Genomic DNA, 11372 nt, shown 5'->3' with positions numbered 1-11372 from the left:
ATCCGCTACGGGGAAGATATAGGAAAGCCCCCATCGGAACCACAGCTGACAAGGAATCTGGCATGGCTGAAGTGCTCATCGTCCGTTCGCAGGAAGAAGCCGGCTCGATCGTGGCGCGCTCGATCGCCGACCTCATCGTTTCGCGCCCCGACGCCGTGCTCGGTCTGGCGACCGGCTCGACACCCCTCGCGGTGTACGCGGCCCTCGCCCAGATCATCGAGGCCGAAGGGATCGACGTGAGCGGCGTTCGCGGGTTCGCCCTCGACGAGTACGTCGGGCTGCCTCAAGGTCACCCCGAGAGCTACCGAGCAGTGATCACCCGCGAGGTGGTCGAGCCGCTCGGACTCGACCCCGCCAAGGTGCTGGTGCCCGGCGAGAATGCGACGAGCATCCAGACAGCCGGCGAGGACTACGAGGCCGCGATCGCGGCCGCGGGGGGTGTGGACGTGCAGATCCTCGGGATCGGACGGACCGGCCACATCGGGTTCAATGAGCCGGGAAGCTCGCTCGCTTCGCACACTCGCGTCAAGACGCTGGCCGAGGCCACCAAACGCGACAACGCCCGGTTCTTCGATTCGCCCGACGATGTGCCGATCCACTGCATCACGCAGGGCATCGGCACGATCCTGCGGGCGCGGCACTTGTTCCTGCTCGCGTTCGGCGCGGCCAAGGCCGAAGCGATCGCGGCGGCGCTCGAAGGGCCGGTCAGCGCAAGCAGCCCCGGGTCGGCCGTGCAGCTGCACCCGCACGCGACAGTCCTCGTCGACGAAGACGCCGCCACCGACCTGCGCCTGGCTGACTACTACCGCTACGCGGTGGCGAACAAGCCCGACTGGCAGGGAGTCTGACCTGCTGACGCCCGGTCGCGTCCGGCTGTGGCGGCCGGGGAGCGCTTCTGATCTGCGCAACTCCGCGGATTCGGCTACTCATCTGTGCCTGGACACCGCTCGGCGGCGGTTTGGAACCGCATCCGTGGAGTTACGCAGGCGTCCGGTGACCTGGCCCTGCGCGAGGATCTCCGCGAGCACGTCGCGGATCGCTGCGGTGCGGTAGAGGATGTCTTCGGCGATCGGTCGGATCGTCGAGTAACCCAGCCGCGCGGCGGCCAGGTCGCGTCGCCGGTCCCGGCGCTGCTGATCCCAACCTTCGTGGTGCGCTCGGCTGTCGCACTCGATGATCAGCCACCCGTCGACGAGGAGGTCGACGCGGCCCACACCCGTGATGACGACCTGAACATCGACAAGCGCGCCGAGCGATCGAAGGATCAACCGCACGATCGTCTCGGGTCCCGATTCGCTTCGACCGTCGACGAGGTGCCGAAGGCGGCGCAGCCGCCGCAGCAGAGCCGCGAACACCTCGTTGAGTTGCGCTTCGTCGAGCACACCGAGGTTCACGGCGCTGTCCAGACTCGCGACGGCGTCCTCCTCAGCTTGACACCGACAGGCCTGGATGAGGGCCGACACGGGATGGGTCGCCAGCGCTTGGCTCGATCGACCGCATGCGCGCCAGTGCGCGACGGTGCCGGGCGGCCGCGGAGGAAGTCTGGTCGTCCCGTGCTCGAATTGGAGATGCAGTGGGCCGGGGTGCCGCACGAAGACACCGAGCAGACCGAGAAGCGATACACAGTCGAGGCGACCACCGAGGCGGCCTGCCTCGCACAGGCGCGGGTCCAGGTCGGCGCCCGTGTAACGCCCCCGCCGCAACCGGATCAGACGACCCTTCGCCACGGCGTCGGCGATGCCATGTCTTGTGAAGCCTCGGTCGGTGAGGTCGTGGACTGTGAGCCACGACGTGTCGGGCAGCGGTGTGAGCCGGCGGTAGATCTGCACCGCACCAGGCAACCCTGCTGCGCGGGTGTGGCCGCCGGCGTGCGCGCGATCCGAGGGTAACCGTGCGTCGGCGAGGTTGGGGAGGAGCGGCTGCTGCGCAACTCCACGGATGTGGGTGGCTGCGGGGCGACACGCCGGGGTTGTGGCCGGCCGAGACCGAATCAGCGGAGTTACGCAGGAGGCACGCGACCGACCGGGCACCCCGCAGCGCGCCGGCCCCGGGTCGGCCGGGGGCCGACGCCGCGCGTGGGTCAGACGCAGGGCTCAGCGGCGGGCGACGCCGGGGTGGGACTCGAGGTAGGCCTCGAAGGCCTCAGCGGAGGTCTTCGAGGGAACGTAGCCGAAATCGGTCCGCAGTGCGTCGTTGGCGAGCACCGGGCGGTAGCGCAGGAACCCGACCTGTTCCGGACCGTGGACGGTCAGGCGCAACGCGCGCCCGATCCGCAGCACCCCGGCCAGCAGCCAGGCGGGCACGACCACCCGTGGCTTTCGCAACCGCGACGCGATCTCGTGCACGGTCACGCGACCGTCGCCGGCGACGTTGTAGATACCGGGTGGACCCACAGTCGCGGCGCGCGTCATCGCGCGGGCGACGTCGTCGACCCAGACGAAGACGAAGGGCGAATCCGAGCCGGCGATCGCGAGAAGCGCGGGCCCGTCCCACAGGGCGGTGATCTGGTTCTGGACCGTCGGTCCCAGGATGGTGCCGATACGGAAGACGACCTGCTCGAGTTCGGGATGTGCCGACCGATAGGCAGAGAGCATCTGCTCGACGAGGCGCTTGTGGCGGGAGTACGGGAACTCGTCGTTTCCGCGCACAGGGTCGCTTTCGCGCAGCCATTCAGGGTTGTCGGGGTGGTATCCGTAGGCCGCACCTGACGACGACACGACGATCCGGCTGACACCGGTCTCGATGCATGCCTGAAGCACGGCCCGGGTGCCGTCGACGTCGACCCGGTATTCGAGATCGTGGTCGCGCCCGGGGTTCACGATGGCCGCGAGGTGCACCACCACGTCGATGTCGTGTCGTTCGAGCAACGGCGCGATGGTGTCGGGTCGGGTGACGTCGCATTCGTCGTAAACGACGCCATCGACCGGATGCTCGGGCCTTCGCACGTCGCCGGCCACGACGACGTCCACCTCAGGGTCACCGACGAGAGCGGCGGCGACGTGCGATCCGAGGAATCCCGCGCCACCGGTGACGAGCACTCGGCGGCCGGTCACGGGGTCGCTCCGGAGGAGGAGGCCGTGCCTCCGTGACGGGATGCATCGCCTTTGACGTCACCGGTGCGCCGCTTGGTGTGGCGCGCCCAGAGGCTGGCGACGATGAGCCCGGCGATGATGTCCCAGATTCCCCACCAGCCGGCCACGATGGCCATGCCGCCGAGGCCGCCGAAGAACGCGAAGACGAGACCGAGTCCGAGGCCGGCGTTTCGGATGCCGACTTCGAAGGTCATCGCCTTGCGCTCGCGCGTGCCGAGGCCCCCGACGGTGGCGGTTCCGTAACCGATCGCGAGGGCGACCGCGTCGTGAATGGTGACCACGAGCAGGATGATGCCGAGGAAGGCGATGAAGTAGCTCCAGTTGCCCGCGAGCGCGCCGACGATGAACCCGAGGAGTGCAATGAGCGAGAACCACTTGACGAACGGCTGCACGCGGGTGGCGAAGCGGGGGAGCCGGTTGCGGATGAGCAGGCCGACGAGGAACGGCAACCCGATGATGAGGAAGATGTCCAGCAGCATCTGAAGCGGGTTGAGCGCCACTTCGGCGAGCAGGGTGCGCGCGGTGGGGTGTAGCGATCCCCAAAAGGCGACGCTCAGGGGCAGCACGAAGATGTAGATGAGGTTGCCGACCGCGGTCATCGACACCGACAGGGCGACGTTGCCCCCGGAGCGGTGCGTGAGGACCTGGGAGATATTGCCGGGCGGGCAGCACGCGACGAGGATCATGCCGAGGGCCATGGATGGCGTGACCGGAAGGATGAGCGTCAGACCGAAGGTCACCGCGGGGAGCACGAGCAACTGGGCGATGATGGCGATGGCGAACGGCTTGGGCTTGCGCGCGACGACTTTGAAGTCGTCGACGGTGGTGTCCAGCGCGATGCCGAACATGATCAGCCCGAGGACGACGTTGAGGATCAGCAGCGTCACGGGGTTGAAGTTGAGGATGACGTCGTCGATGTTCATGCCGACCTCCGCGTGCCCGCGCCGACGCGGCGCCTCAGGCGGCTCACGCGTCCCGTGGGTTCGGGGGCGTCTGACAGTGAGTCGGTGGCGGTGCGGACGGCGGTGCGGTAGGCGTCCTTGTTGACGTAGTACGACATCCGCTCGAGCCCGAGGTAGTTGTATCCGCCGGTGAGGTCGGGCCAGCGCTCCTCGGCGACCCGTCGCCGGAAGCCCGCCTGCCGTTCCGGTGTTGCCGAGAGGTAGGCGGCGATGAGTTGTGCCTGCTCGTAGCGACCCTGCCATCCGATACCGGAGGCCTCGATCATGCCCATGACGTAGAGGCCGTTGAACGAAGGGGGAAAGACGTTGAGAAAGAGGCGGGGAGACCAGCCGGTCCAGTTGAGGGCGTCGCGCGCGACGAACGGGTAGTCGAGGGTGTACCCGGTCGCGAGCAGGACGAGGTCGTACTCGCCGGACGTGCCGTCGCGGAAATGCACCGTCTGGCCGTCGAAACGATCGATGTCGGGGCGGATCTGCAGATCGCCCTGGCCGAGGTGGTTGAGGATGAGCGTGTTGACGATGGGATGCGACTCGTACAGGCGGTAGTCGGGCTTGGGGAAGCCGAACCGAACGGGGTCGCCCGTGAAGGCCTGGAGGACGCGCTTGTCGACGATCTGCTTGATGCGTGCCGGCAGGGGCTTGCCCTGATTGAGGGTGTCGGCGGGCTTACCGAAGAGATAGCGGGGGACGAAGTAATACCCGCGTCGCACGCTCATGTCGACGGATGCCGCGTGGTGCACGCCATCGACGGCGATGTCACAGCCGGAGTTGCCGGCACCGATGATGAGCACGCGCTTGTCGCTCAGTTGCGATGCGGACTTGTACGCAGAGGTGTGCATGATCTCGCCGGTGAATTCGCCGCGGAACGTCGGGATGTTCGGTTCGGCGAGGGTGCCGTTGGCGAGGATCACACCGTCGTACACGGTTTCGCTCTCGCCGTCGGGTCCGTCGGCGCGCACCATCCAGCCAGCATCGGTCTTGTCGACCGCGGTGACTTTGGTGTGGAACCGGAAGAGTGGGGTGAGCCCGAAGTGGTCGGCGAAATCGCGGAAATACTGCACGAGCGTGCGGTGGCTGGGGTAGTCCGCGGTGGAATCCATCGGGAACTCGCTGAACTCGGTGGTGGTGCGGGACGAGATCAGATGCGCTGATTCGTACATCGTCGATCGGGGGTTTTCGATGTCCCAGAGTCCGCCGACACTGCCGGAGGCCTCGTAGCCATCGAAGCGGATTCCGGCTTTCTGTAGTGCTCGTGCGGCGGACAGGCCGGAGGGGCCTGCGCCGATCACGGCATAGCGTCGCTCGCTCATGCGTCTCCCACACATCGTTGTGCCGGCATCGGGGCGCCGGTCTCGGGTAGAGCCACTTTATGGGTTATGGAGCGTTAACCGAAAATTTGTGGGCGCTCGCCACAGGATCCAGCCTGAACATCGCGGGTGGTGTGGAATAGCTCTTATCACCGCAGGGAATCGGCAAGCTCGGCCAGGCCTGCGGTGAGGGCCGCGGTCATGTCGGCATCCGAGATCGCGGGATCACCGTCGCCATCCTGGAGACCGTAGTCTCCGAACGATGAGTGCGCGGCGCCGTCGATCTGGATGAACTCGGCGTCGGCGGGGAGCAGGTCTCGCGCCCCGGCGACATCGTCGGGTGTCGTGAGCCCGTCGTTCGACCCGCTGAGGCTCAGCACCGGCCGGTCGGTGATCTCGTTCGCGCAATACGATGCGAACAGAGCGAGGGCATCCGCATCTGCCGCCAACGTACATGCACGCACGCCGCCGAGGGAATGTCCGCCGACGATCCACGTCGACACGTCCGGCGCGAGGGAGGTGAACGCGTCCAGCGGCCGGAGGTCGAAGAACGCCAGGTTGAGCCAGGGCTTGGTGATCACCACGGTGATGTCGTCGTCCGCGGCGACGTCGACGAGCTTCGCGGCGTAGGCCCACGGATCGACCTTCGCGCCGGGGATGTAGACCAACCCGACCTCGCGGGACCCGGAGGACGGTTCGATGATGATCGCCGCCGAGTCGTCGGTGATCGTCACGCGCTCATCGGCGCGCGCGGCTGCCAGCGGCTCCGGTTCGGCCGCCATGACCCCCACCTGGCTCCAGACGACGAGACCCACGACCACGACGATGACCAGCGCGCCGAGAATGCCGAAGACCCACGCGAGGACGCGACGGCGGCGACGTGAGGGCGTCATGCCTTCGAGCCTAACCGGGGTGGATGCTCAGGCCGGGTGCCGAGCCGCCCCCAGTCACGCCAATTCGGCTTGGCGTGCCTCGACGATGTCCTGGACTCGCGCGAAGAGCGGATGCGCGGGGTCAAGCCCCGTCACCGACCCGGTGAAGTCTGCGGCATCCTCTTCGCGGATACGTCGTTGCAGCTCGACAGCCTGTGGGTCTTCGGCGTCGTCGAAGACCAGCGCGGCACCCATCGCACCGAGGAGCGCGTCCACGCCGAGTCCCCGATCGGCCGCTTCTGCTGCCGGGCCGACGAAGCGTTCGTGGCGTGAGAGTTTGCGCAGCGGTTGCCGACCCACCCGCCACACCGTGTCGGGGAGCGCGGCGTTGCGGAACCGGCGCAGGATGGTCGCGCGGTACTCGGCCTGCGTCTGCGGGTCGAGCCCGTGCTTGTCGACGAGCAGGGCCGAGGTCTCTTCGAGCACGGCGTCGACCTTCGCGGCGATCGCGGGGTCGGCGAGGGCATCCGAGATCTTCTCGACACCCGCCTGCGCACCGAAGTACGCCGTGGTGGCATGGCCGGTGTTGACGGTGAACAGCTTGCGCTCGATGTAGGGGGCGAGATCGTCCACGAAGTGTGCGCCCGGGATGTTCGGCGGCACGTCACCGAAGGGCGGACGCTCGATCGCCCACTCGAAGAACGGCTCGACGGTCACATCGACCCCCGCGCCCTCGGGTTGGGCGGGCACGATGCGGTCGACCGCGGCGTTGGCGAAGACCGCGCGACCTTCGAGCGCATCCCACGTGTTGCCGGCGACGGTCTTCATGTCTTCGCGCAGCAGGTCGGTCGCGTTGATCGCGTTCTCGCACGCCATGATCTGCAGTGGCGGCGACGAGGGGTCGCGCAGAGCCAGACCCGACACGATCAGCGGAGCGACGAACTTCAGGATGGTCGGGCCGACGGCAGTCGTGACGACGTGCGCGCCCGCGACCGCTTCGATGACCTGATCGGGATGCTCGGCGCTGTTGATCGCCCGAAAGCCGGTCACGACGGTGTCGGTGCCGCCGTCGCCGACTTCGTGCACGGTGTACTGTTTCACGCCGTTGATCGCGTCGACGAGGGTGCTCGAGACGTCCGAGAAGGTGAGTTCGTAGCCCCCCTCGTGCAGGAGGAGTCCGACGAAGCCTCGCCCGATGTTGCCGGCGCCGAAGTGGACGGCCCGCATCAGACGCCCGCGGCCGAGACGAGCGCGAACAGCTCGTCGGGGGTCTGGGCTGCGGCGAGCTTCGCGACCTCGTCCTCGTCCGAGAACAAGATCGCGATCTGCGACAGGATGTCGAGGTGCTCATCGCCCTTGCCGGCGATGCCGACGACGAAGTTCACCTGTTCGCCGTCCCAGTCCACGCCGCCGTCGTAGCGCACGACCGAGAGCGCCGATTCGAGGATCTCGTCCTTGGTCTCGTTGGTGCCGTGGGGAATGGCCAGGCCGTTGCCCATGAACGTCGAGACGGTCTGTTCCCGCTGCTGCATCGCGTCGAAGTAGCGCTCGGTCACCGCGCCTGCGGCCTGCAGGATGTCGGCGGCCTCTTTCATCGCTTCTTCACGGGTGACTCCCCCGGAGTGGATCCGGACCTGACCGAGGGTGAGGACATCGCGTGCCATGGGATCGCCTTTCTGTGGTCCCGCGGATGCCGCGGGCCTTGTCTCGAACGTAACGGCAACCGGCGAGACGTGCCATCGGTCGCCCGGTGAGCCGCGGGACCGGAGGCGTCTCGCCGTCCGGCCCCGCAGCCGCTGGGTGTCAGGAGTGCTGGTCCTGCACGAGGGTCACGACCTCGTCGTACTTCGGCGAGTTCATGAAGTTGTCCACCGACACGTGGATGGCATCGGGCGCCTGCTTGCGCGCCCGGTCGGTGAGCTGGTTCTGCGTGATGATCAGGTCGGCCGAGTCGTCGAGGTTCGCGACCGCCTTGTTGACGACGGTGACATCGTCGATGCCCGCCTTCTTGATCTTGTTGCGTAGCACGCTCGCCCCCATCGCGGAGGAGCCCATACCCGCGTCGCACGCGAACACGATGTTCTTCACCTGCTTGGTGGTGAGAACGCCGCCGTCGGCCATGCCGGCGGTCTCGGCTTCGGTCTCCATGCGGTCGACGGCTGCTTCGGCATCCTTCACCGCAGTCCGGTCCTTTCCGTCCGAGGCGCGCAGCGCGTCCATCGCGGCGGAGGACTTGCCCTTGTTGGCCTCGGTCTGCGAGATGGCGGCACCGAACGCGTCACCCTCGGCGAGCAGGTCGCGCTTGCGCGATGCCCGCAGGATGACGGCGGCGACCAGGAAGGTGACCGCTGCAGCCAGAATGACCGACAGGTACACGACGAGCAGGTTGCCGACCCCGCCTGCGGCGGGGCTCACCGCGGCGGCGGTGACGGCGATGATGCTGCCGGGTGCGGCGGGGAAGGCCAGGCCGCCCCCGAGGAGCATGTTCGTCGTCACACCTGTGGCGCCACCGGCGATGAGCGCGAGGATCGTCATCGGCTTGGCGAGCGCGTACGGGAAGTAGATCTCGTGGATGCCGCCGAAGAACTGGATGATGATCGCACCGGGAGCGGAAGCTTTCGCCGCGCCGACCCCGAAGAAGGTGAACGCCAGCAGCAGGCCGAGGCCGGGGCCGGGGTTCGCTTCGATGAGGAAGAGGATCGACTTGCCGGTTTCGGCCGCCTGCTCGATACCCAACGGGGTGAACACACCGTGGTTGATGGCGTTGTTGAGGAACAGCACCTTCGCCGGCTCGACGATGATCGACACGAGGGGCAGCAGGCTGAGCGAGACGAGCCAGGCGACCGCGATGCCCAGAACATCGCTGAACCAGAGGATGGCGGGCCCGAACGCGAAGAACCCGACGATCGCGAGGAGCATGCCGAGGATTCCGGCGGAGAAGTTGTTGACGAGCATCTCGAAGCCGGGCTTGATCTTGCCGTCCCACAGCTTGTCCATCTGCTTGGTGACCCAGGCAGCGAACGGCCCCATGATCATGGCGCCGAGGAACATCGGGATGTTCGTGCCGACGATGACACCCATCGTCGCGATCGTCGCGACGACGCCGCCGCGCTCACCGTAGACCATACGGCCACCGGTGTTCGCGATCAGCAACGGGAGGAGGTACGTGATCATCGGGCCGACGAGACCGACGAACTGGTTGAACGGGTCACCGTTCTCATCGAGGGCGATCGCCGTCATCGCGCCCGGCCAGTTGATCACATCCGCGTTGCCGAACCCACCGAGCAGCGGCGCGACGGGTTCCCACCCACCGAGCCAGCCCACGGCGATGAAGAGCATCGTGATGAAGCCCCAGGCGATGAATGCCGCGATGTTCGGCATGATCATGCCCGAGAGGAACGTCCCGAACCGCTGGACGGCGATGCGTGCGCCCCCCGGCTTCTTCGGCTGTGTCGACGCCGTTGTCATGACTGTGTCTCCTTGTTTCAGGTGGCGGCGGCCTGTGCCGCCGCTCGGGCCCCGGCCGCGTCGTTCGCGGCGAGGGCGGCCTCGGCGATCGCTTTCGCGTCGTCGAGCGTGTGCTGCAAGAGGGTTGCCCGCACGTCGGCCAGTGCCGTGGGCGCCATCGAGAGGGAGGTTGCTCCCAGTCCGACGAGCACGACAGCCAGCAGCGGATCCGCAGCGGCTTCACCGCAGATCCCGACGGGCTTTCCCGTCTCACGTCCGGCGGCGCCCACCTCGCGGATGAGGCGCAGCACAGCCGGGTGCCACGGGTCTTGGAACGACGCAACAGAGCCGAGCAGCCGGTCGGCCGCCATGGTGTATTGCGTCAGGTCGTTGGTGCCGATCGATGCGAAGTCGGCGTGCGCCAGTACGCGATCGGCGAGAAGTGCCGAGGACGGCACCTCGACCATCACTCCGGCGGTCTTGATGCCGTAGTCGCGTGCGAGGTCGACGAAGTACTCGGTTTCGGCGACGGTGGCGACCATCGGCGCCATGACCCACAGGTCGGCGTCGGTTGCGGCATCGGCTTCGGCGAGTGCCGTCAGCTGTTCGCGGAGGATGTCTTCGCTGGCCTGAAGGGCGCGGATGCCGCGCAGACCGAGCGCCGGGTTCTCTTCGTGCGCGTCGTTGAGGAAGGCCAGCGGCTTGTCGGCGCCGGCGTCGAGCACCCGCACGACGACCTTCTTTCCGGGAAACGCCGAGAGCAGACGGATGTAGGACTCGCGCTGCTGTTCGACGGTCGGTGCCTGATTCGAGCTCAAGAAGAGAAACTCGGTGCGGAACAGCCCGACACCCTCCGCGCCGAGTTCGACCGCTTCTTCGGCCCCCTCGGGCTTGCCGAGGTTCGCCAGCAGCGGGATCGCCGCGCCGTCGGCGAGCGCGCCGTCGGTGATGGGGGCGGATGCCGCAGCCGCTCGTGCGTCGGCGCGGTGCTGCGCGTGCGTGAGTTCTTCGTCGGACGGGTCGGTCGTCACCACACCCTTGGCGGCGTCGACGATCACCGTGTCGCCGTCGGCGAGCTCGGCGGCGCCGGCGACGCCCACGATCGCCACGATCGACTTCTCCCGCGCGAGGATCGCGGTGTGCGAGGTCGGTCCGCCTTCCGTGGTGACCAGCGCCAGAACCTTGTCGAGATCGAGCAGGGCGGTATCGGCCGGTGCGAGATCCTTCGCGACGAGCACGAACGGATGCCCGGGGTCGGGCACGCCCGGAGCAGCCACCCCCTGCAGGCGAGCGATCACACGCTGGGCGACGTCATCGAGGTCTGCGGCGCGCTCGCCGAGGTAACCGCCCATCGCGACCAGCTGGTCGCGGAAGGACGAGAACGCGTCGAAGACGGCGAACTCGCCGGTCTTGCCCGCGGCGATACGGGTGTCGATCTCGGCCTCCAGCGTCGGGTCTTCGGCCATCATGGCCTGGGCCTCGAGCACATCTTGAGCGGCGCCGCCGGCCTGACTGCCGCGCTCTTCCAGTTCGCGGGCGACGGCTGCGACGGCTTCGCGTACCCGCGTGGTCTCTTCCTCCGCCGCGAGCGTGCTCGGTGTGTCGCTCGGCGGCGGGAAGGGCTCCGCCATCCGTGCGACGGGTCCCTGGGCCACGCCCAGCCCGATGCCGACTCCTCGTAGTTCTGCCATG

At 67.7% G+C, this 11372-nt stretch carries 10 protein-coding genes; 1 reads left to right on the top strand and 9 read right to left on the bottom strand.

Annotated elements, in window-relative coordinates:
- Nucleotides 1-62 precede the first annotated feature (62 nt).
- Nucleotides 63-848: a glucosamine-6-phosphate deaminase gene (locus ACFQZV_RS12625; protein ID WP_378753469.1), complete on the top strand. Its 786-nt coding sequence runs from the start codon at nucleotides 63-65 to the stop codon at nucleotides 846-848.
- 78 nt (nucleotides 849-926) lie between these two features.
- Here ACFQZV_RS12625 and ACFQZV_RS12620 read toward each other — a convergent pair whose 3' ends face one another.
- The 9 genes from ACFQZV_RS12620 to ptsP form a co-directional block, all read right to left on the bottom strand.
- Nucleotides 927-1829, bottom strand: coding sequence for a hypothetical protein (locus ACFQZV_RS12620; protein ID WP_378753467.1), 903 nt, complete (start codon nucleotides 1827-1829; stop codon nucleotides 927-929).
- Nucleotides 1830-2093: 264 nt separating this feature from the next.
- The gene (locus ACFQZV_RS12615) at nucleotides 2094-3053 is read right to left on the bottom strand and encodes an SDR family oxidoreductase (RefSeq protein WP_378753465.1); all 960 of its coding nucleotides are present in this window, start codon (nucleotides 3051-3053) and stop codon (nucleotides 2094-2096) included.
- Nucleotides 3050-4015 carry a bile acid:sodium symporter family protein gene (locus ACFQZV_RS12610; RefSeq protein WP_378753463.1) on the bottom strand — a complete coding sequence of 322 codons (966 nt, stop codon included), beginning with the start codon at nucleotides 4013-4015 and terminating at the stop codon, nucleotides 3050-3052. Before ACFQZV_RS12610 ends, ACFQZV_RS12615 begins: the two co-directional genes overlap by 4 nt.
- The gene (locus ACFQZV_RS12605; RefSeq protein WP_378753461.1) at nucleotides 4012-5364 is read right to left on the bottom strand and encodes a flavin-containing monooxygenase; all 1353 of its coding nucleotides are present in this window, start codon (nucleotides 5362-5364) and stop codon (nucleotides 4012-4014) included. The genes ACFQZV_RS12610 and ACFQZV_RS12605 overlap by 4 nt, the downstream gene beginning before the upstream one ends.
- A 146-nt stretch (nucleotides 5365-5510) precedes the next feature.
- Nucleotides 5511-6254 carry an alpha/beta hydrolase gene (locus tag ACFQZV_RS12600; protein WP_378753459.1) on the bottom strand — a complete coding sequence of 248 codons (744 nt, stop codon included), beginning with the start codon at nucleotides 6252-6254 and terminating at the stop codon, nucleotides 5511-5513.
- 54 nt (nucleotides 6255-6308) lie between these two features.
- Nucleotides 6309-7460, bottom strand: a complete 1152-nt coding sequence (locus ACFQZV_RS12595) for a mannitol-1-phosphate 5-dehydrogenase (protein WP_378753457.1) — start codon at nucleotides 7458-7460, stop codon at nucleotides 6309-6311.
- A complete protein-coding gene (locus ACFQZV_RS12590; RefSeq protein WP_378753455.1) occupies nucleotides 7460-7897 on the bottom strand; it encodes a PTS sugar transporter subunit IIA in 438 nt (145 codons plus the stop codon). Before ACFQZV_RS12590 ends, ACFQZV_RS12595 begins: the two co-directional genes overlap by 1 nt.
- Before the next feature lie 139 nt (nucleotides 7898-8036).
- Nucleotides 8037-9701: a PTS mannitol transporter subunit IICB gene (locus ACFQZV_RS12585; protein WP_378753453.1), complete on the bottom strand. Its 1665-nt coding sequence runs from the start codon at nucleotides 9699-9701 to the stop codon at nucleotides 8037-8039.
- A 17-nt stretch (nucleotides 9702-9718) separates the two neighbouring features.
- The gene (ptsP, locus tag ACFQZV_RS12580; RefSeq protein ID WP_378753451.1) at nucleotides 9719-11371 is read right to left on the bottom strand and encodes a phosphoenolpyruvate--protein phosphotransferase; all 1653 of its coding nucleotides are present in this window, start codon (nucleotides 11369-11371) and stop codon (nucleotides 9719-9721) included.
- Nucleotide 11372: the final 1 nt, after the last annotated feature.

The sequence above is a fragment of the Microbacterium koreense genome (assembly GCF_042677105.1).
GTDB classification, from domain to species: domain Bacteria; phylum Actinomycetota; class Actinomycetes; order Actinomycetales; family Microbacteriaceae; genus Microbacterium; species Microbacterium koreense.
Note: the sequence above shows the minus strand (reverse complement) of the source record. Positions and strands in the feature narration are given on the sequence as shown.

Coding starts and splice junctions, on each gene's coding strand:
- ACFQZV_RS12600 (WP_378753459.1), bottom strand. CDS start 6,254: ATGACGCCCTCACGTCGCCGCCGTCGCGTCCTCGCGTGGGTCTTCGGC.
- ACFQZV_RS12625 (WP_378753469.1), top strand. CDS start 63: ATGGCTGAAGTGCTCATCGTCCGTTCGCAGGAAGAAGCCGGCTCGATC.
- ACFQZV_RS12595 (WP_378753457.1), bottom strand. CDS start 7,460: ATGCGGGCCGTCCACTTCGGCGCCGGCAACATCGGGCGAGGCTTCGTC.
- ptsP (WP_378753451.1), bottom strand. CDS start 11,371: ATGGCAGAACTACGAGGAGTCGGCATCGGGCTGGGCGTGGCCCAGGGA.
- ACFQZV_RS12605 (WP_378753461.1), bottom strand. CDS start 5,364: ATGAGCGAGCGACGCTATGCCGTGATCGGCGCAGGCCCCTCCGGCCTG.
- ACFQZV_RS12585 (WP_378753453.1), bottom strand. CDS start 9,701: ATGACAACGGCGTCGACACAGCCGAAGAAGCCGGGGGGCGCACGCATC.
- ACFQZV_RS12610 (WP_378753463.1), bottom strand. CDS start 4,015: ATGAACATCGACGACGTCATCCTCAACTTCAACCCCGTGACGCTGCTG.
- ACFQZV_RS12590 (WP_378753455.1), bottom strand. CDS start 7,897: ATGGCACGCGATGTCCTCACCCTCGGTCAGGTCCGGATCCACTCCGGG.